Genomic DNA, 20,931 nt, shown 5'->3' with positions numbered 1-20,931 from the left:
ATTTAACACGTTTTACGTTACAATCTATAATATCTTTGTTAAACCTTTTTAAGGCTTTCATATCTAAACAACAAAACAAAATCATAATGAAAACAATATTCATCGCTTTATTAGGAGTAATGTCCATTGCATCAGTAGCCAATGCACAGCAGAAAAAAACTTCTGGAGCCATACAATTTGAAAGTATTATCGACCCTGCGGCAATGGCTTCAGCAAGTGGTATCCAGTTAACGGACCAAATGAAAGCCAGGATGCCTTCTACAAGTAAAAGTAATTTCGAGTTATTATTTACAGCTACAAATGCCAGTTATATGCCAGTTGAAGAAACTGAAGATAGCAACGGAGCTGGTGGTGGTGGCGGCGGAATGGGTCGTATGATGATGCGTTTTGGTGGCGCTGGTGGTAACCGTGAATATTATTATGTTTTTGCTGACAAAAGCTTAACAGAAGTTTTCGACTTAAACGATACGACTTATTATATGCCAAGTAAACTAACCTTGTCTACTTCGGGCCCGATCAGCTCATTCAGAATGGGTGGTGGTAATCCTAACGATACCACTAAAGCAAAACCTGCTCCGGCACCAAAAATAGAAGTGGTGAAAACGGATTCTACCAAACAGATTTTAGGTTTTACCTGTCACCAGGCCATTGTAAGATCGACAAGAGCAATCAAAATCTTAGACATGGATAAGAATGTGGTTGAAGAAACCAAAATCTGGTATACCAAAGATTTAGGCTTCGATTTTTCTCCAAACCCAAATATGTGGACAGAAGGTGCTGTTTTGGCCATTGAAGGGAGAGGAAGCAGTTCAATTGCTAAAAGTATTGAGTATAGAAATGTAAGTTCAAAAGACGTAACTGCGCCTAAAAAAGCAAAACTGATTACTGCTGAAGAATATAAAGCTAAAATGGATAACATGATGAAACGTTTTAGACAAAACAGACCAGGCGGCGGTCAGGTAAGATCATTTGGAATGAATTAATTGAGTGCATAGCCAGATATCAGAAGTTTTGCCCGGGCTTGTGCCTTGTGTTAACTTCGGATGTCTGGCATCAAAAGCCCTGAAAGCGTAAGCTGTCAGGGCTTTTTTTGTGTATCATTTTTGAAAGGCTTGGGTTTACTTTTTGCAACTAAAATTAGAATAACTATTATTGGGATTAATTAAAAACCTAACCAGCGTGATTACAGCACAGAACGACAGTAACCTATTAGCAACTAAACAGCATTTTGAAATTTTAGATGGATTAAGAGGCCTAGCCGCAGTAATAGTCGTGATATACCATTTCATGGAAATTGCGATTACCGATTATAATAAAAATTTTCTCTCCCATGGCTTTCTGGCGGTCGATTTCTTTTTCTGTTTGTCGGGTTTTGTAATTGCCTACGCTTATGATACACGTGCCGCAAATATCAGCCTAATGCAGTTTTTTAAACTAAGATTGATCCGTTTGCATCCTTTAGTCATCATCGGTTCAATTTTAGGACTGTTAACTTTTCTGTTCGATCCTTACAGTGATTTATATGCCGTTTACGGCTTCGGGAAAACATTACTGATGTTTTTGGCCTCTGCATTTTTGATTCCATATCCGGTTATGCCAGAGCGTTATACCAATCTATTCTGTTTAAATGCTCCTGCGTGGTCTTTATTCTGGGAATACATCGCCAATATTTTCTATATCCTTATGCTTTACAGATTGAATAAAAAAGTATTGCCTGTATTGGTTTTGCTTGGCGCAATAGCCATCTGTTATGTGGCTTTAAAAGTGCCTAATGCTAATTTAAGTGGTGGCTGGGGTGGACAAAACTTTTGGGATGGTGGTGTGAGGGTACTATATTCTTTCTCAGCCGGCATGTTGGTTTATCGTTTCAACTGGATCATTAAAAATAAACTGGGTTTCCTCGGCGTGAGTCTGCTATTACTTGTGGCTTTCCTTTTCCCTTACAGAGATGCATATAACTGGATTACCGAAACCATCATTGTATTGTTTTATTTCCCGCTTTTAGTGGCTTTAGGTGCCGGGGCAATAATTAGCGAACCTTTAAAGAAACTGTGCACCTTATCCGGAGAAATATCGTACCCGCTGTATATGACACATTATCCTTTCGTTTGGATATTTCTGACTTATGTTGCCGTGGTTAAACCTGCAATGTCGACCTTATGGGTGGTTATCCCGGTTTCGGTAGCCGTGCTGGTACTACTGGCTTATCTGATCATGAAGTTTGTCGATATCCCATTGCGTAAATATTTGAAGGCTAAATTTTTATAAGTCTGACTTGCATTTTTTTAGCCAAGGGGAGACAGACTAATAGACCGTAATGTATAAAACACCTGGACTTACTTTTCTGTGGCAATCCGCGCCGCTGTGGCTTATTTTATGTTGTTTTCCTGATTAAAAATCGTATCTTTGCACAAAATAAAATCACATTGTAGGTGATCTTTACTCACATTTTATAAAAATTAAATCATAGTTGTAGATGATTAACATTACTTTACCTGACGGTTCTGTCCGTCAGTATGAAAAGGGCACTTCTGCCCACCAAATTGCATTGTCAATTTCTGAGGGTTTAGCCCGTAACGTATTAGCCGCAGAGGTTAATGGCGAAGTTTGGGATTCAACAAGACCAATCGAATCTGATTCATCAGTGAAATTATTGACCTGGAATGATACTGCCGGAAAATCGACTTTTTGGCACTCATCAGCTCACTTAATGGCTGAGGCTTTAGAAGCACTTTATCCGGGTACCAAATTTGGTATCGGTCCGGCTATCGAAACTGGCTTTTATTATGATGTAGACTTTGGCGACCGCGAATTTTCTTCGGACGATTTCAAAGCCATCGAAACCAAAATGATCGAGCTGGCTAAACAGAAGGAAACTTTTGTACGCGAAAGTGTTAGCAAAGCTGATGCGGTAAAATATTTCACCGAAAAAGGCGATGAGTATAAATTAGATCTAATTGATGGCCTGGAGGATGGTAAAATTACTTTCTATACCCAGGGTTCATTTACCGATTTATGCCGTGGTCCGCATATTCCAAATACTGGTTTTGTAAAAGCAGTAAAACTGATGAATGTGGCTGGTGCTTACTGGCGTGGCGATGAAACTAAAAAACAGTTAACCCGTATTTATGGTGTAACTTTTCCTAAGGCTAGCGAGCTTACCGAATATCTTTTAATGATTGAGGAAGCAAAAAAACGCGATCACCGTAAATTAGGAAAAGAATTAGAGCTGTTTGCTTTCTCAGAAAAAGTAGGCATGGGCTTGCCATTATGGTTACCTAAAGGAACTGCTTTGCGCGAACGTTTGGTCAACTTTTTAACTAAAGCACAGGCTAAAGCAGGTTACGAACAAGTAGTAACGCCGCATATCGGTCATAAAAATTTATATGTAACCTCAGGTCACTGGGAGAAATACGGTAAAGATTCGTTCCAGCCGATTAAAACCCCGCAGGAAGGAGAGGAGTTCTTCTTAAAACCGATGAACTGCCCGCACCACTGTGAGATTTACAAAACAAAACCACGTTCTTACAAAGATCTTCCGGTTCGTTTTGCAGAGTTTGGTACAGTTTATCGCTATGAGCAAAGCGGCGAATTACATGGTTTAACCCGTGTACGTGGCTTTACTCAAGATGATGCTCACTTATTCTGTATGCCAGAGCAGGTGAAAGAAGAGTTTAAAAAAGTAATTGATTTAGTGCTTTACGTATTTAAATCATTGGGTTTTGATAACTATACTGCTCAGGTTTCATTAAGAGATCCGGAAAACAAATCGAAGTACATTGGTTCTGACGAAAACTGGAGACTATCTGAGAATGCTATTATTGAAGCAGCTGCAGAAAAAGGCTTAAATACCGTTGTAGAATATGGCGAAGCCGCTTTCTATGGTCCTAAGCTCGATTTTATGGTGAAAGATGCTTTAGGTCGGAAATGGCAGCTGGGTACCATCCAGGTTGATTACAACTTACCAGAGCGTTTCGAATTGGAATATACCGGTAGCGATAACCAAAAGCACAGACCAGTAATGATTCACCGTGCGCCATTTGGTTCATTGGAAAGATTTATTGCAGTTTTGATCGAACATTGTGCCGGAAATTTCCCATTATGGTTAAGTCCGGAGCAATTTATTGTTCTTCCTATTTCAGAAAAATATGAAGAATATGCAAAAAAAGTTTTAGATGAACTAAATAATTCCGATATTCGCGGGCTGATTGACTTTCGTGATGAGAAAATCGGTCGCAAAATACGCGATTCGGAAGTTAAAAAGATCCCATACATGCTCATTATCGGTGATAAAGAAATGGCAGAAGGAAAAGTTTCTGTCCGTAAACATGGTGAGGGAGATTTAGGCGAAATGACGTTGGAAGAGTTCAACAATTTATTAAGAAAAGAAATAACAGTTTAAATTAAATAGTACAAATTTGGCATTAGGAAGACCAGGATTTAACAGGGGACCACGTCCACCTTTTAAGAAAAAAGAAGCAGAGCATAACATTAATCAGTATATTAAATCGCCCGAAGTGCGTTTAGCTGGCGATAATGTTGAACCGGGGATTTATCCTTTGGCAAAAGCTTTGGCACTTGCTGATGAACTGGAATTGGATTTGGTAGAAATATCTCCAAATGCCGTACCACCAGTTTGTAGAATTATTGATTATAGTAAATTTGTTTACGAGCAAAAGAAAAAGCAGAAAGAAATTAAAGCTAATGCGAAACAAACTGTAATTAAGGAGATCCGTTTTGGTCCTAACACCAACGATCACGATTTCCAGTTTAAATTGAAACATGCAGTAAGCTTTTTAGAGAACGGTGAAAAAGTTAGGGCTTACGTGCATTTTAAAGGTAGAGCAATTGTTTACAAAGAGCAGGGAGAGATTTTATTGTTAAAATTTGCCCAGGCTTTAGAAGATGTAGGAAAAGTAGAGTTATTACCTAAGTTAGAAGGTAAACGTATGTTCCTGACAGTTGCGCCTAAAGTAGCAAAAAAATAAAAATAGGTTTATAAATTAAAAAACAGGTTATGCCAAAAATGAAAACCAATTCCAGTGCTAAAAAGCGTTTTTCGCTTACTGGAACAGGTAAAATCAAAAGAAACAACGCATACAAAAGTCACATCTTAACCAAGATGAGTACTAAACGTAAACGTGCCTTAGGTCAAGCAAGTATCGTATCTGATGCTGATATGGGTAACGTTAAACGTATGCTTTGTATCGGAAAGTAATTTATTAATTCACCAGGTATCAGGCTTTAAGTTTCCGGTTAAAAGGAACGCCGCTTGCCAAAAAACAACAACAACATGCCACGTTCGGTAAACGCAGTAGCTTCGAGAAGAAGAAGAAAAAAAATCCTTAATCTAGCCAAAGGCTATTGGGGAGCAAGAAGTAAGGTTTATACTGTTGCTAAAAACACAGTAGAAAAAGGTTTGCAATATGCATACCGTGACCGTAAAGTTAAGAAAAGAGAATTCCGCGGATTATGGATCCAACGTATTAATGCAGGTGCTCGTCAGCACGGTATTTCTTACTCTCAATTAATTGGTAAACTAGCTTCTAAAGAAATCGGTTTAAACCGTAAAGTATTGGCTGATTTAGCAATGAATCACCCAGAAGCTTTCAAAGCTGTAATTGATGCAGTAAAATAGAAATTTTCGCCTAGGCGATAATCATATTTAAAAAGGTCCCGATGTAAATCGGGACCTTTTTTTTGTTGTTTGGTTTTGAAGATCTAATATAATCCTAATTCTGCTAAACAGGCAAACTGCTGACCATCATGTGCAGATTTAGCAATGATTTTATAATAGAGGAAGGTTTGTGCCGAAGCAAAATCAAAGTACTGCACGCCACTAATGTTTTTTGCTACATAGTTGCCTTGCGAGGTGAAATTAACACCATCCGTACTCGTTAAGATTTCGAAATCTTTAACGGCTCTGCTTAAGCTGCTGCGCTGCAATAAACTTACGCCACTTGCTGTTTTAGAAGTCGTACCTACTTTAATTACCACATTGTGTGGGTAGGAAGTAGCCGAAGTTCTCCATCGCGAATGCCAAACAGTAGTCGCATTACCATCAATTAAGCTGGACGCTTTACCATCAGAGCTTTCTTCAGAACTAAATGAATTGATCGTCCATCCTGTTTTGCTTAACTCATTTTTGGTTGAGAAGGTTAATATCGGTAAACCTCCCGAAAAAGTATAGGCATAAATTTGTTCGGTTACTGTTCCGTTATCGTGAACCAGTTTAACTTTCAGTTCGTATGGAATACCATCAGCTTTTTCCTGCAGATCGGCAATTGGCATAACCACCCTAAAACTATCAGTGCCGATTTTTTTTGATTCCCAGGTAATGGCATTGTAATCATGGTTAACGCCGGTACCTTCATTATTTACATTAGGGTCATTGTAGTATATAATACTGGTTACATTACCGGTAGAAGTAAACTTGCCGGATACTACTATAGACGCTAAAGTACTCGAATAGCTGGCATATATCTTATTAATGCTACTGGTTACGGCGCCATAATAGGTATTGGAATTGTTATTGAAAACCTGATTTACATTTAAAATCGCCGCATCTGCAGCCGTTAAAAATGTAGGGCTTTTACCTAAAGTTCCGTTACCCGCCCACATTAAGGCCATCCCTAAGGTTGAGTTTTCGGAAACTTTTTGCCTGTTGTGCGGCAGATTTAATCCATGACCCAGCTCATGTACCATACCGCCAAACCACACACTAAAGCGATTGCCTACGGTAGTGCTTAAGCCCAGGTTTGCAATGTCCATTTCTTCATAATCCAAAGCATAACACCACCTGCCGGTACCATAAAACGGACCTCCGCTTGGTGTGCCATTCGAACCGATGGAATACCTTGGAATAATGATCAGAGTATGATCGCTGGTTTTATCTGCCGGATGTGCAGCAAAATAAGCATTTACCTCACTTGCTACTGCGCCGTTTCCTCCCGAGTAGGGATAACTGGCTTTTGGAAGTGTTCCTCTAATGGTTAAGATTTTTACATTTCCGGCGCCATCATCAGCAAGACCAAATGTTTTGTTGCCGTAACCGTTGCGATTCATTTCTTGTCTGTACCAGTCTTGGGTCCATAATAAAAGATCACTCAATCTTTTTCTGTAACCGGCAAGGGTATCGAGATCGTTAGGTACAAAATACACAATATTTACATTGCGACTTTGTGTAATAATGTTAGTGGTAGCCTGTTTTTTGCTAATAGAGAGGGTTTTTTCCTCAGGTTGCAATACTTCGGCTTTTTTACAAGACAGGGTAAATAAGCAGGCGCAGAATAGCCCTGTTAAAAGTAGACTGTTTTTTTTCATACGATAATTTTAGGTTTAGGTTGATAATATAGGGAATTGGTTATTGTTGCTATCTTATATGCTGTACTCAGCCTCTTTGCCTAATCTTATCGGTTTTATACCAAGATTATACCACCATAGTTTGCCAGTCGCGGCCGCTATCCCAAATCTTAAAAAGCGCGTATTGTAAGTAGATTTTTATCTTATCCAGATTTAAGTTACACACAAACTTATACAGTAGGAGGAATTAAAACCGCGCAAACGTTTGTGTTACATCAAACGTAATAGATTTAAACAATAGCGTATAAATGCCATTCAAACAGGTTTTTACGGCTATTTGATTACTTTTTTATATGACATTAAAATTTATGAAGCGCAAACGTTTGATTGACTTGTATTAACTGTTTGATTTGCCTGTAGATGGATGTGTACAGCTGAATGTAGTGCGCTACAAAGGAGAATTAAATCTTTGCCTAAAAGGTAGGCTTAAAAGGGGGAGGGCAATGTTATTATTTGTCGTCATTTCGAGCGGAGTGCAACGTAACCGAGAATTCTAAGAGGAGTAAATCTCTCCCCCAAATGTTCGGGGCTGCGCTACAGTCGAGATGACGACTTTTTTATTGAAATTATCACGATTAGCTCTGATCGTCAGTATCTGCGTCAGGTGCATTCTTTTGAACCGATTCGATGCCGTTATCTCTGGCAGAACTACTTTCGTACATCTCGCTGGAGCCAATCAACTGGCCATTTGTAGCCTTCAAAGTGAAATAGTACTTGCCATTAGATGAGGTCTTTTTTTCAAACTTTGAATCATCCTGTGCATTTTTTTTAACCGATTCGATCCCGTTTTCGCAGCTCGATTTGGCTGAATAGCCTTCGCTTGTTAAAATGGTCTGGCCATTGCCGGCTTTAAGATTAAACTGGAATTCTCCGTTCGATCTTTTAGTAATTACAAATTTTCCCATAGGTCTGATTTTAATTTATTACCTGGTTAGCATTTTAACCTAAATAACTAGGTATTATTCCTAAAGTTATTAAAGTTTGTAACCAATTACAATAAGCAGATAAGAGAATTAATGAAAATTTAACCCAGACTATTGGTAAATTTCATACGGATGCCGCTTTGGAAGTTTTGGATAATTTTGAAAATTTCGATCAAGGTTACTTTTTCGATTTTAGTTAAACTATCAATTTCAATAAAATTATTCGGCGCTGCCTGATCATTGATAATCAGATTGGCCTGATGTTTTAATCTCAACCCCATCAGATAATAATAGGACTGTGAAAGTTCGTTAAACTGCTCTTCACTAAAAACACCTAATTCCCTGAGCGCTTTTAAACGCTCGCCGGTATTTTCTTTTTGAAAAATCCTGTTTTGTAAAGCATAAACCCTTGCTAAATCTACAATAGGGGTCATGGCTGTTTTAATATCGAATACTTCTTTTTTATGGATTTTTTGCGTTCTGATATTTCTAAAATAAGTGAGCGGTGGCTCATAAAGTAAAGCATTTTTGGCCAGGTATACATAGAATTTTTCGATAGGCTTCTGCAGTTCTTCATCAACAAAAGATCTCAGACTTTCCATAATGGTTAAGTCACCATAAATGGCCCTGCAATCGAAAAATGCTGCAAATTTTACAGCAGCTTCAGGCAAAGCTTCTTCTATCCAGTTTTTATAATTGTATTTCCAGTGGGAAAGTGAATGGGTCCAGTTTGGGTTGGTTGCCATATAATCGCCATCGCAGTATACAAAACCAACAAAATTTAGTTTGTCAGAAACCTGTGTAGCCAGGTCTAGAAAATAGGAGCGTACGGCTGCTCTTTTATCTTCTCCGGTATCTTCGTAAATAATGGCATTGTCCTGATCGGTTTTGAGGCTCAGTTCTTTTCGTCCCTCGCTGCCCAAAACCATAAACACAAACTTTGCAGGTGGCGGACCCAGTTTTGCAATTACTTCTTCGATAATTTTAAAAGAAATGGTATCAGCAATGGTCGTTACGACTTCGTTCACAATTTTCGAATGAACGCCTCTTGCCAGTAACTGCGCAACAATATTGGGTACCTTTTGCCATTTTAGTTTTAAATCGCTGGTGTTTACAGCCGATTTTACAGATTGAATGAAAACTAATGGCGATTCTGCCTGTTCGCTTAAAAGGCGGTTCCTGCTCAGAAAACCAACATAATTACCATTGTCGTTTACCAATAAATATCTGGATTTTTTGCTGAACATCATCAATATCGCCTCATACACATAAGCATCCGGACTTATGGTAACAATATGGGTGTCCATCACTTCATCAATCGGCAAATTTGGATTCAGTTGTTTAGCGATGACATTATCCCTTAAAGTAATATCGGTTACGAAACCCAGGTAAACATCCTGATCATTTTTAATAAAAAGACAACTGGTTTTTTGTTCTGACATTTTAATTGCCGCCTCGAAAATAGGCGTGCCTGGGCTGCAACTCACTATCTTTTTGAAAGTAATGTCTCCAATGCGGGCGGTATAAATTTGATCGGCTAATTTATCTTCCATTAAAAAGTCCCTGTAAAATTCTTTTAAACGAAAATTCTTTTGTCTTTTTCTGTTCCAGGTTAAAAGTATGCTCCTGATGGTAGGCTGAAGTTAAGGTAATTTTGTCTGTTTTTAAAAGATGAAAGAAAATCTTTGCCGTATTTGATGCGTCTGATAAGGCATTGTGGGCATTTTCAGGTATTTCATTAAATAATATAGTGTAAAATTTATCCAGTTTTAAATGACTGATTACCGTATTGGTGATATAGGGTGCACTCGCTTTCATGGTACAGAAAAAAGCAAGATTTTTAAATATGTTTTCCCTTCCAATGCGGTATAATTCAACATTCACCATGTGATAATCGAGCTCAATGAAATGTCCGATAACCAAGGGCTGGTATTTTTCGATATCTTCAGCAAACTGCAACATCACCTTTTCCTTGTTTTCGCCATGCGTATGCAAATATTCAGGGCTAATTTTGTGAATTTTTAAGGCCGCTTTATCAATGATGAAATCGGTATTTTTAATGTAGTGATTCTCGCGCTTAACTTCCTGGTAAGATTGATCATAAATAATCCAGGCAATTTGGACAATATGCGGCCAGTTCTTTTCTTTAGAATAAGGTGCTGTCCAGTTTTTAGGCAGACCTGAAGTTTCGGTATCAACAACGAGGAAGTATTCTTGCAATTTTAAATGGTTAGCGTTTAAGATTGAACGATTTCAAAGGTAATTAATTAAGAATGTAAACTATAATTATTCCTAAATCCTTCCCGGAAAAGCAATTTATAAATAAAGCGTTATTTATTTGTTAAAGTGAAAGATTTGCAGTTATTTGGTGCCAAAATTTAATTAAAATATGCGCTCTCTATTATTTAGCTCCCTAGCCTGTATATTGTGCCTGAGTTCTGCCTTTGCTCAGCAAAAGCTCGGAGAAAACATGCATTTCAAAAAACTTGATAACGGTTTAGAAGTGCTGGTGGTTGTAGACCGGACTGTGCCGCTGGTGACCATCGAAATGGCTTGTAGAAATGGTTCTTTTACCGAAACCGACGAATTTAATGGCTTAAGTCACCTTTACGAACATTTGTTTTTTAAGGCCAATAAAGATTATCCCGATTTCGAACGTTTAAACTCGAGAATGAACGATCTGGATATCAATTCGAATGCCACGACCAGAGAAGAGGTGGTGAATTATTTTTTTACACTTCCGGCTGCTAATTTAAAGCCAGGGTTAAGTTTAATGAATTCCTCCATTCGTTATCCAAAATTCATAAAAGAAGATATGGCTTTGGAAAATGAAGTGGTAAATGCTGAATTTACCAGGCACGAATCGAGTCCGATATTTGCTTTGATAGAAGCCAATTCGCGGCACATGTGGGGCGCAAATTATTCCCGTAAAAATGTAATCGGGAGTCATGAGGTGATTTTATCAGCTACTCCATCAAAAATGGATTCCATTAAAAATAAATATTACTGGCCAAACAACGCTGTGCTGGTAATTGCAGGTGATGTTAAGGTAGATGAAGCTTTTAGCTATGTAAATTCTGTTTTCGGAAGCTGGAAACGCTCGCCGGTTGATCCTTTTGTGAAATGGCCAATTCCGGAGTTTAAACCGCTTCAAAAAAACGATTATTATTTTGTAGAATCGAATAAAAGCCCTGTTCCGTTTATGCTTTTTAGCTGGCATGGTCCCGATACCAGGAACGATATTCCAGCTACCTATGCTGCTGACGTTTTCTCTTTCATTGTGAATCAAAACGGTTCTAAAATGAAACAGGCACTTATTAATTCAGGATTAGCGCAACAGGCCGATGTGAATTATTACACGCAAAAATATACAGGGCCAATTAGTTTGATGGTGAGCCCTAATCCGGCAAAAATAAAGGAATGTTATGAGGAAGTGCTGAAGCAGATTTCGCTTTGGGCCAATGAAGATTATTTGTCTGATTTACAGATTGAAAGAGCCAAAAGGTTATTGTCTATCGAACAGGTAGAAAGGAGAGAAGTTACTTCCGATTATGCACATTTACTTTCCTTTTGGTGGGCTTCAGCATCAATTGATTATTATACGCATTACGAAGAAAATGTAAATAAAGTAACCAGGAAGGATTTGCTCGATTATGTACGCAAGTATATTAAAGATAAACCTTATTGTGCTGGCCTGATGATGGATAAAGCAGGTATGAATGAAGTGAAGCCGGCAACATTTTTTAAATCATCTAAATAACCTTACGCTCCATGAAACGATTTATATTTTTAATCAACTTTATTTTAGTTTTTCATCTTGCCAACGCGCAAACCAAAGCCATTTCATTTGATGTGAATGGTTTAAAGGTGATTTTAAAATCTACTCAGAAAGAAACAGTTAGTATGAGCATGTTTTTTAAAGGTGGAGTGATGAATTATAACGCTGAAAGGGCTGGAATTGAAAACCTGGCTTTGGCTGCTGCAGCTACCTGTGGTACTAAAAATTACAGCGTTGTTGATTATCAGGAGCTGGCTGATGAGTACGGAATTGATATTTCTGGTTCATCGAGAACAGACTATGGCACCATTAGCATGGATTGTATTTCCAAGTATCTTGATCAGGGCTGGAAACTTTTTTCAGATGCCGTAATTAATCCGGCCTTTGATAAAACGGAGTTTCAGACGACTAAAGAGCGGATGATTACGGGGATTTATCACAGTCAATCTGATCCTGAAACAAGGATTGAGCAGCTGACCATGGAAAGCATGTTTAAAGATTCGCCTTACAGCATTAATCCTTTGGGTACAAGCAAAACCGTAGGCGGTTTTACCGCCGAAATGGTGAGTAATTATTACCATAGCGAATTGTTGAACAAGAATAAAATGTTTCTGGTTGTAGCTGGAAACATTACGAAGGAAGAACTGGAAAAGAAGATTCAGGCTTCTTTTAGCGGCCTTAAAGGAAAAACCTACACGCCACCCGTTTACGATCGCAAGACTTTAACAGGAGAGCATCTGGTAATTGAACAAAGAGATATTGCGACCAATTACATGAGTTGTATTATGAATGCACCAACCATGACAAATGCCGATTATTATGCTTTTGTGCTAACCATTAATGCATTAAGTGGGAGTATGAATTATGAGCTGAGAACTAAATTGGGTTTATCATATGCGCCGGGTGCAACCGTTAAAGTACAACAGATTCCATATACTTCTATGTTTGTAAGCACTACACAACCTAAAAAAGCTTTTAAAGCGATGATTTCGGTTTATAATAATATTAGGGAAGGGAAATATGGAGAGCGTTATCTTGAGGCCTTAAAAAAAGAGCATCGTGACCGCTACTACAGGCATCAGGAAAGTGCAAGTTCGATTGTGAAAGATTTAGGTGAAGCTGAAGTGCTGGGCGATTACAGTATTACGGAGAATATGGTCGCCAATTTTAACAAAGTAAGCTTGCAGGACATGAAAGATTCTTTTGCAAAGTATTTAAAAGGTGCCATTTGGATATACCTGGGCGATGAACAAGTAGGTAGAGCTGCTTTTCAGTAGCTCTTTTGGTCGTCATTTCGAGCGAAGTGCAACGCAGCCGAGAAATCTGTTAGATAGTTCTCTCCCGAACGTTCGGGACTGCACTTCAGTCGAGATGACGACTTTTTCTATTTTATTCGCACTATTTACTAATCAACAAAAATGCAACTGCAGCTAATACCGACCCGATTATTGGCCCAACAATGGGTACCCAGGCATAACTCCAGTCGCTACCTCCTTTTCCTTTCATTGGGATTAAAAAATGAATAATCCGCGGTCCTAAATCTCTTGCCGGATTTATGGCATATCCGGTGGTTCCACCTAAGGCCAAACCAATTACCCATACTAAAAATGCGACCGGAATGGCGCCCATCGAACCTAAACCGATAGGCGTGGTCACCGTTTCTTTGGTGCCCATACTGGCATCAGTAAAATAAAAGATGACAAATATTAAAACGAAAGTGCCGATAATTTCTGACAACAAATTGGACGAGATATTTCTGATGGCTGGAGCGGTTGCAAAAGGAGCAGCCTTTAAACCCTGATCATCTGTGGCATCGAAATGATCTTTGTAAATAAGCCAAACCAGAAAAGATCCAGTCATTGCACCCGCGAGTTGTGCGATAATATAAAACGGAGCCAATGCCCAGCTAAAGCCTTTTCCGATGGCAAGTCCGAGGGTTACAATTGGATTTAAGTGCGCTCCGCTGTACGGACCGGCTACCACAACCCCAACAAATACGGCAAGTGCCCAGGCGGTAGTAATGACAATCCATCCGCTATTATTTCCTTTAGTACCTTTAAGCACTACGTTAGCTACTACACCATTTCCTAAAAGAATCATTAGTGCTGTACCAATAAATTCTGCAAGATATACATTCATATAATTAAATTCTTATCCGATTAAAATTTGTTCAATTAGTCTTCTGCGTTTACTCTTGCCGCTTTTATGGCTCTATTCCAGCCCTTTATTCTTTCTGTATTATCAATTCCCTCCTCGGCAACAAAAGTCCTGTTGATTTTCCATTGCGAACGGATCTGATCGATGCTTTTCCAGAAACCTGTGGCTAATCCGGCCAGGTAAGCAGCACCAATAGCGGTCACTTCTGTTACATCTGGTCTGATTACTTTACAGTTTAACAGGTCGGCCTGAAACTGCATTAATAAATCGTTGGCTGTAGCACCACCATCTACCCTTAATTCGGCAATATTTACGCCTGCATCTGCTTCCATCGCTTTTAAAACATCCATGGTTTGATAGGCAATACTTTCCAGGGCTGCCCTGGCGATATGCGATTTGTTTGTGCCGCGGGTTAACCCGGTGATGGTCCCTCGTGCATGTTGATCCCAGTGTGGCGCACCTAAACCAGCAAAAGCAGGAACAACATAAACCCCATCGGTATCTTTTACTTTTTTAGCTAAGGTTTCTACATCTGCCGATTTGGAAATGAGTCCCATTTCATCGCGAAGCCACTGAACAACCGCGCCGCCGATAAAAATACTACCCTCCAGGGCATAGTTTACTTCTCCATTGATTTGCCAGGCGATAGTGGTTAACAGGTTGTTGGCAGAAATTTTTGGCTTCGATCCAATATTCATCAACATAAAACAGCCGGTACCGTAGGTATTTTTGACCATCCCGGTTTCGGTACACATTTGCCCGAATAAAGCTGATTGCTGATCGCCTGCTATACCTGCAATAGGAATTTTTGCGGCCAGTATACGGCCAGCGGTTTCACCATAAACCTCGCTCGACGATTTTACCTCCGGCAGCATGGCTTTTGGTATAGAAAAAAGTTCAAGCAATTCGTCATCCCAGCTTAAGGTGTGGATGTTATAGAGCATTGTTCGAGATGCATTACTGACATCGGTTACATGTTTTTCGCCTGCTGTTAGTTTCCAGATTAACCAGGTATCAATGGTTCCGAAGGCAAGTTTTCCGGCTTCAGCTTTTTCCCTTGCACCGGCAACATTTTGTAAGATCCATCTGGCTTTGGTCGCCGAAAAATAAGAATCTATAATCAGTCCGGTTTTTTCCTGTATTTTACTGGCCAGTCCTTGTGCTTTAATTTCATCGCAATAAGCAGATGTACGCCTGTCTTGCCAAACAATGGCATTGTAAATCGGTTGTCCGGTTTCTTTATCCCAAACCACAGTGGTTTCGCGCTGATTGGTAATACCGATAGAATCGATATCACCTACGGTTAAGCCTGCTTTAACAATCACTTCGGTTACAACAGCCAATTGTGTCGACCAGATTTCCATTGGATCGTGTTCTACCCAACCTGCTTTGGGATAAATCTGTGTGAATTCTCGTTGTGCAATGGCAACAATTTCGCCATTGTGATTAAAAATAATTGCTCTCGAACTTGTGGTTCCCTGATCGATAGACAAGATGTATTTACTCATAATTAGGAATTTGGTTAATTGGCTAAAGCCGATTCGGTTATTTTAGGTGTTGAATGGTAAATATAACCATCGGCTAATTTATTAAAAGTTTCGATTTGGTTAGTTTCCCAGTTTTTATCGGCAGATAATTCTTGGGCCAGGAGGGAAGCTACTCTGGGCGCCATATCTTTGGCTGCCTGCGCATTAATAAATAGTATCCTTAATCGTCTGCTTAAAATATCTTCTACCGTTTCGGCCATTTCATTTCGTGCAGACCAAATCACTTCAGCTTCAGTAAAAGGGAATGCCGGATTTAATTTATTTCCAAGGCCTGGATCTTGCACAATTAAAGCTTCAATTTTACTGCGATCAGTGCCATATATAGCTAAATGATGATCTCCGGTAGTGGTTGAACTGCCGTGTATGCTTAAATTTTGAGTTACACATGCTTTCGATTCTAAACCGCCATGGGTGATGGCTAAATCTACAGTTTCTTCTGCCATTCGGCGATAGGTCGTCCATTTCCCACCGGTAATGGTTATCAATCCCTTTGCTGAAACAATCAGTTTATGGTCTCTGCTAATTTCTTTCGTACTGTTTCCATCGCCGTTGGTAGGAGCAGCCAAAGGACGTAAACCTGAGAATACACTTAAAATATCTTTTTCCAAAGGTTTGCGGTTAAAATAACTCGCCGCAGTACTCATAATAAAATCTACTTCTTTTTTAAGTGCCCTGGGTTCTAAACTATGTTCGTCTAATGGCGTGTCTGTTGTGCCCACCAACAAATGATCGTGCCATGGAACAGCAAATAAAACACGTCCATCAGAGGTTTTGGGTATCATTAAGGCCGATTCGCTATTTAAAAAACTTTTATCTAACACCACATGTACACCCTGGCTGGGGCGCACCATTTTTTTTGAATTCGGGTTATTCATTTGAAGGATATCATCCACAAACACTCCCGTGGCATTAATCACTATTTTGCCATTATATTTTGCCGTTAAACCAGTGATGGTGTCTTCTGTTTCAATACCAGTAACCTGATCACCACTTTTTAATAAGCCGGTTACCTTTGTATAATTCAATAACGATGCACCGTTTTCAATAGCGGTTTGTGCAATGTTTATCGCTAAACGGGCATCATCAAACTTGCCGTCGTAATACCTGATGCTTCCTTTTAATCCCTTCTCCTTAATGCCAGGCATCATGGTTAGAGTTTCTTTTTTAGAGAAAAACTTAGATTTGCCAAAGCTATATTTGCCTGCTAACCAATCGTAAAGCGTAAGTCCGGTTAAATATTTTACAACAGAGAACCAATCGTAGCAGGGAATCAGAAATTCTTCTTTATTTACCAGGTGTTTCGCATTTTGTTGTAACAGGCCACGTTCTTTTAATGCATGTTTAACCAAACCGATATCACCCTGGGCAAGATAGCGCACACCACCATGTACCAGTTTAGTACTCCTGCTGGATGTTCCTTTGGCAAAATCTGATTGCTCTACGAGTAAAGTTTTAAAACCCCGGCTTGCAGCGTCTAATGCAGTGCCCAAACCTGTAGCACCTCCGCCAATAATAATGAAGTCCCAATTTATGTTTTCTGCGATATGATGCGGGTGTAATCTTTTCATTTAAATCTATAAAAATAATAAAACGAAACAATACGCAATTATAAGAAATCATAATCGAAATAATATAATATGTGTGTTAAAAATTTATTAAATATTTGTGTAAAATATTTTAAAGAATGTTTTTATTGCTAATTTGCAGCACGCTAATTAAATATACTATGATGAATTTGGCTGAGAGGCACCAGTTTATTTTAAGTCGCCTGCAACGTGATCAGTACATAAATGTAGTCGATTTATGTAAGGAATTGAAAGTATCGTCTGTAACAATAAGAAAGGACTTAAAACTACTGGAAGATAAAAGTCTTCTATTTAGAACACATGGAGGTGCTACTGTAAACAATCCATATACGGTAGATCGCCCGGTTAATGAGAAAGAGAAAATCCAATCTATTGAGAAGAATAAAATAGGTATTGCTGCTGCTGCATTGTTAAATGATAACGATTCGATTGTGATTGCATCAGGTACCACAGTCCTGTATTTTGCGAAAAATATTGTGCCTGCAACAAATTTAACAGTGGTTACGTCTGCATTAAATGTAGCACTCGAATTAATGCGCGAGCCCAGTATTGAAGTGATACAATTGGGGGGATTGCTTAGAAAAAGTTCTTCATCGGTAATGGGTGCTTATGCCGAACAAGTATTGCAGGATTTTTATTTCAATAAACTGTTTTTAGGTGTTGACGGGATTGATCTTGATTTTGGTTTAACCACTACAAATGCCATGGAGGCGCATTTAAACCGTAAAATGATCGGTGTTTCGCAAAAAACAATTGTACTGGCCGATTCTACTAAATTTGGAAAAAGAGGCTTCGGAAAAATATGCGGATTAGAAGAAATTGATCATATTATTACCGATAAAGGAATTTCTGAACAAATTGTTAAACATTTAGAGAGTTTAGGTGTTACTGTTACTATCGTATAGCGAATTCCACGCTAACGGTATATCCCAAACATTATAATTTGAACATGGAAAGAAAACGAATACACATTTTAGAGGATGATCAGGAGATCAGAAACGTTATTGAAATTCTATTAAAAGATGAGGGTTTTGAGTTACAGCTTTCATCATCATTTGCTGAGTTAAAGAAAAATATTCAGGATGCAATGCCTGATCTTTTCTTGCTGGATGTAATGTTGCCAGATGGAAACGGCGCAGAGATTTGTGAAGATTTAAAAACCGATATTTTTACTAAACACATCCCGATTATTGTAATGTCTGCGCAGAATAATAGCGAACAAAAAGCTATTGATGCATTTGCGGATGATTATATCAGTAAACCTTTTGATATTTATGATGTTTTGGCGCGTATCAATGCACAGCTAAAACGCAGTACAGAAAACAGAACAAAAGTTTAATTACAATCAGGTTAAATAAAAAAAGGGAAGTCAAAAAATGGCTTCCCTTTTTTATGAATTAAATATTTTCTTAGGTCTGCTTAACATCCTGTGCTTTGTTGAACATGACAAAACGTTTAGAATCGCCTACGCGTTGTGGTACTGTCGCGTTAGAAACAATAGCATAATCTTCGGTATGCTTGTTAATAAAAACACCTGCACCAATAATATTGTGGCCGCCAATGGTAATATCTTCTTTAACAGCGGAGTTAATACCTAAAAAGGAATTATTGCCTATAGTTACATTACCGGCTAATATATTACCAGATAACAGCACATTATTTCCTAAGGTAGAGTGGTGGCCAATCCGGGCACCGATAAGCATACAATTGTTGCCTATGGTTACAAAAGGCTGTATGTCGCAGCACTGATCAATAAAAGTATTGTGGCCAAATACCAAATCGGGCCATACATTAGCTTTCGAAGAAATATAATTTGCAAAGCTGTAACCAGTTTCACTTACCTTTTGATATACACTTTCCCTGGCACTGTTTCTACCAATGGCAATATGCATTTTATGGCTTTCTGGAGGAAAATCTTTAAGCACCTGTGCGAAGCTTAAAATGGGTAATCCCAATAGTGTATCGCCTGCAGGAGGCACATAGGCATCATCAACACAAAATGCGACAACATTATAATCACTGTCATTCATAAATGAATAACAGATAAACTCAGCCATTTTTCCAGTTCCATAAATAATAACTTTCATATTTCATTCTTTGTTTTTAGGTTAGTTACGAATTTATACATAAAACAGGCTTTTAAACCCTTTAAAAGCATACTGTACACATATTGCTAATCCAGGTTTACAGCATGCACAGTTGCGCATTTTCTTGCTTTTTACCCCGGTTTAAGGGGATATGGCTTTTATGTTAATCGTTTTATCAGGGCGAATGGCTACCGGCGAACCACTGCAGATGAAATCTCAATACGATGAAGTAAAATGTTAGTTGGCGTTCATTAAAAATATATTGTAAAATATGTTTCACAGAAAGATGCGAAGCGCAACCTGTTGGCTGCTGATGAGAGAAAAATAATCCATCAATCCACAAATTTAAGTTTGTTGATCAGCGGTTTTGCTTTGAAATTTTATAAAAATCATTTTTTACCCCCTATAAAATGTAGTATTAAACAGCTTTTTTAAATGTTAAAACATTTTCTGATGTTTTTTGAGTTTTCGCCGATAAGTTCTTATTGAAAAACAGGCTTTTTTGAGTGAAAATACGGCCAGAAGATTATACATGTTATGCGTTGTAAAATTTACAAATGATGTGCATTTTATGGGCACAGTAGCTAAAATGCTGTGCATGCTGGTCGTATTTTATACAATTTAAATACAACCCCGATCTGCCTATAAAACATTGACGCTTAATTGCATAGCTTAGTTCTCAATAAATCCAAACAAAAAACTAAACATTACTTAAGCTATGAAGAAAGTAATATTATTTATCGCAATATATACAAGCATTATCACCGGATGCGCTCCCAGAAGAGATCTTGTATACTTTAGTAACCTGGCTAAACAAACTAGCGAAGTAAAGCTTCAAGGTCAGGAAGTTAAAATTCAGCAGAACGATCTTTTAAGTGTAAGCATAAACAGCTTAAATCAAGAATCAAATGTATTATTTGCAGTTAATACCCGAAATGCAAGTGCCGACAATAATTATAAAATAGAAGGTTACCGGGTAAGTAAAGACGGAATGATTAACCTGCCCGTTGTAGGCAACGTTCGATTAGAAGGTTTAACCATTGAGCAGGCACAGGCCACCATCTCCAAAGAGTTAGATAAATACGTTAAAAAACCGGTAGTTGATGTTCAGTTAGTCAATTTTAAGGTAACAGTAATTGGCGAAGTAAACCGGCCATCAACCTTTACCGTACAGGGAGATAATATTAACCTCCTGGAAGCATTGGGGATGGCAGGCGACATGACTGTTTATGGTAAACGGGAAAATATTTTAGTGATCAGACAACAGAATGGTCAAAGGGTAATGAAAAGACTTAATCTGAATAATCAGGATGTGATGGATTCTCCATTCTTCTACCTGAAACAAAACGATGTGGTTTATGTAGAACCCGATAAATCAAAAGCAATTGAATATAGCCCGAATACACGTATAATGCCAGTGGTAATTGCTTCTATATCAGCAGTTGCGGTATTAATCACAGCAGTTCTTCGTCGATAACGTCTCTTAAAACA

The 20,931-nt window shown here is 38.5% G+C and carries 19 protein-coding genes; 11 read left to right on the top strand and 8 right to left on the bottom strand.

The window, feature by feature from the left end; all coding sequences use genetic code 11:
- The first annotated feature begins 86 nt into the window (after positions 1 to 86).
- The 6 genes from AC07YT_RS02265 (at position 87) to rplT (ending at position 5,638) form a co-directional block, all read left to right on the top strand.
- Positions 87 to 983, top strand: a complete 897-nt coding sequence (locus AC07YT_RS02265; RefSeq protein ID WP_145954231.1) for a hypothetical protein — start codon at positions 87 to 89, stop codon at positions 981 to 983.
- A 196-nt stretch (positions 984 to 1,179) separates the two neighbouring features.
- The gene (locus AC07YT_RS02260) at positions 1,180 to 2,268 is read left to right on the top strand and encodes an acyltransferase family protein (protein ID WP_494945149.1); all 1,089 of its coding nucleotides are present in this window, start codon (positions 1,180 to 1,182) and stop codon (positions 2,266 to 2,268) included.
- Positions 2,269 to 2,476: 208 nt separating this feature from the next.
- A complete protein-coding gene (thrS, locus tag AC07YT_RS02255; protein ID WP_057934170.1) occupies positions 2,477 to 4,402 on the top strand; it encodes a threonine--tRNA ligase in 1,926 nt (641 codons plus the stop codon).
- Between the two features lie 16 nt (positions 4,403 to 4,418).
- Positions 4,419 to 4,988, top strand: a complete 570-nt coding sequence (gene infC, locus AC07YT_RS02250; protein ID WP_051691975.1) for a translation initiation factor IF-3 — start codon at positions 4,419 to 4,421, stop codon at positions 4,986 to 4,988.
- Positions 4,989 to 5,017: 29 nt separating this feature from the next.
- A complete protein-coding gene (rpmI, locus tag AC07YT_RS02245) occupies positions 5,018 to 5,218 on the top strand; it encodes a 50S ribosomal protein L35 (protein ID WP_029279105.1) in 201 nt (66 codons plus the stop codon).
- Positions 5,219 to 5,293: 75 nt separating this feature from the next.
- Positions 5,294 to 5,638, top strand: coding sequence for a 50S ribosomal protein L20 (rplT, locus tag AC07YT_RS02240; RefSeq protein ID WP_025144714.1), 345 nt, complete (start codon positions 5,294 to 5,296; stop codon positions 5,636 to 5,638).
- Positions 5,639 to 5,721: 83 nt separating this feature from the next.
- Here rplT and AC07YT_RS02235 read toward each other — a convergent pair whose 3' ends face one another.
- The 4 genes from AC07YT_RS02235 to AC07YT_RS02220 all read right to left on the bottom strand — a co-directional run bounded on the left by AC07YT_RS02235 (position 5,722) and on the right by AC07YT_RS02220 (position 10,505).
- Positions 5,722 to 7,323, bottom strand: coding sequence for a discoidin domain-containing protein (locus AC07YT_RS02235; protein WP_086545997.1), 1,602 nt, complete (start codon positions 7,321 to 7,323; stop codon positions 5,722 to 5,724).
- A gap of 614 nt (positions 7,324 to 7,937) precedes the next feature.
- Positions 7,938 to 8,267, bottom strand: coding sequence for a YegP family protein (locus AC07YT_RS02230; RefSeq protein WP_086545998.1), 330 nt, complete (start codon positions 8,265 to 8,267; stop codon positions 7,938 to 7,940).
- A 119-nt stretch (positions 8,268 to 8,386) separates the two neighbouring features.
- Positions 8,387 to 9,838: a DUF294 nucleotidyltransferase-like domain-containing protein gene (locus AC07YT_RS02225; protein ID WP_086545999.1), complete on the bottom strand. Its 1,452-nt coding sequence runs from the start codon at positions 9,836 to 9,838 to the stop codon at positions 8,387 to 8,389.
- Positions 9,828 to 10,505 (bottom strand): 3'-5' exonuclease, encoded by a 678-nt coding sequence (locus AC07YT_RS02220; RefSeq protein WP_494945148.1) that lies wholly within the window; start codon positions 10,503 to 10,505, stop codon positions 9,828 to 9,830. Before AC07YT_RS02220 ends, AC07YT_RS02225 begins: the two co-directional genes overlap by 11 nt.
- 250 nt (positions 10,506 to 10,755) lie before the next feature.
- Here AC07YT_RS02220 and AC07YT_RS02215 point away from each other — a divergent pair, with 250 nt between their 5' ends.
- Both AC07YT_RS02215 and AC07YT_RS02210 read left to right on the top strand, forming a co-directional pair.
- Positions 10,756 to 12,045, top strand: coding sequence for a M16 family metallopeptidase (locus tag AC07YT_RS02215; RefSeq protein WP_494945147.1), 1,290 nt, complete (start codon positions 10,756 to 10,758; stop codon positions 12,043 to 12,045).
- An 11-nt stretch (positions 12,046 to 12,056) separates the two neighbouring features.
- Positions 12,057 to 13,340 (top strand): M16 family metallopeptidase, encoded by a 1,284-nt coding sequence (locus tag AC07YT_RS02210; protein ID WP_086546002.1) that lies wholly within the window; start codon positions 12,057 to 12,059, stop codon positions 13,338 to 13,340.
- Positions 13,341 to 13,461: 121 nt separating this feature from the next.
- Here the strand turns inward: AC07YT_RS02210 and AC07YT_RS02205 are convergent, their stop codons facing one another.
- The 3 genes from AC07YT_RS02205 to AC07YT_RS02195 are packed head-to-tail and all read right to left on the bottom strand — an operon-like array spanning position 13,462 to position 17,335.
- Positions 13,462 to 14,202 carry an MIP/aquaporin family protein gene (locus AC07YT_RS02205; protein ID WP_086546003.1) on the bottom strand — a complete coding sequence of 247 codons (741 nt, stop codon included), beginning with the start codon at positions 14,200 to 14,202 and terminating at the stop codon, positions 13,462 to 13,464.
- Positions 14,203 to 14,237: 35 nt separating this feature from the next.
- Complete coding sequence (glpK, locus tag AC07YT_RS02200; RefSeq protein WP_086546004.1) at positions 14,238 to 15,728, bottom strand: glycerol kinase GlpK; 1,491 nt, start codon at positions 15,726 to 15,728, stop codon at positions 14,238 to 14,240.
- A 14-nt stretch (positions 15,729 to 15,742) separates the two neighbouring features.
- A complete protein-coding gene (locus AC07YT_RS02195) occupies positions 15,743 to 17,335 on the bottom strand; it encodes a glycerol-3-phosphate dehydrogenase/oxidase (protein ID WP_086546005.1) in 1,593 nt (530 codons plus the stop codon).
- Positions 17,336 to 17,493: 158 nt separating this feature from the next.
- Between AC07YT_RS02195 and AC07YT_RS02190 the strand changes: the two genes are divergently transcribed.
- Positions 17,494 to 18,258 (top strand): DeoR/GlpR family DNA-binding transcription regulator, encoded by a 765-nt coding sequence (locus AC07YT_RS02190; protein WP_086546006.1) that lies wholly within the window; start codon positions 17,494 to 17,496, stop codon positions 18,256 to 18,258.
- A gap of 44 nt (positions 18,259 to 18,302) precedes the next feature.
- The gene (locus AC07YT_RS02185; RefSeq protein ID WP_086546007.1) at positions 18,303 to 18,692 is read left to right on the top strand and encodes a response regulator transcription factor; all 390 of its coding nucleotides are present in this window, start codon (positions 18,303 to 18,305) and stop codon (positions 18,690 to 18,692) included.
- A gap of 70 nt (positions 18,693 to 18,762) precedes the next feature.
- Here the strand turns inward: AC07YT_RS02185 and AC07YT_RS02180 are convergent, their stop codons facing one another.
- Positions 18,763 to 19,440 (bottom strand): PglD-related sugar-binding protein, encoded by a 678-nt coding sequence (locus AC07YT_RS02180; protein WP_086546008.1) that lies wholly within the window; start codon positions 19,438 to 19,440, stop codon positions 18,763 to 18,765.
- A 718-nt stretch (positions 19,441 to 20,158) separates the two neighbouring features.
- Between AC07YT_RS02180 and AC07YT_RS02175 the strand changes: the two genes are divergently transcribed.
- Complete coding sequence (locus AC07YT_RS02175) at positions 20,159 to 20,917, top strand: polysaccharide biosynthesis/export family protein (RefSeq protein ID WP_086546009.1); 759 nt, start codon at positions 20,159 to 20,161, stop codon at positions 20,915 to 20,917.
- The last annotated feature ends 14 nt before the right edge of the window (positions 20,918 to 20,931 follow it).

This window comes from Pedobacter sp. GW460-11-11-14-TSB4 (assembly GCF_059423705.1).
The sequence above is the reverse complement of the archived record's forward strand: the minus strand, read 5'-3'. Positions and strand labels throughout refer to the sequence as shown.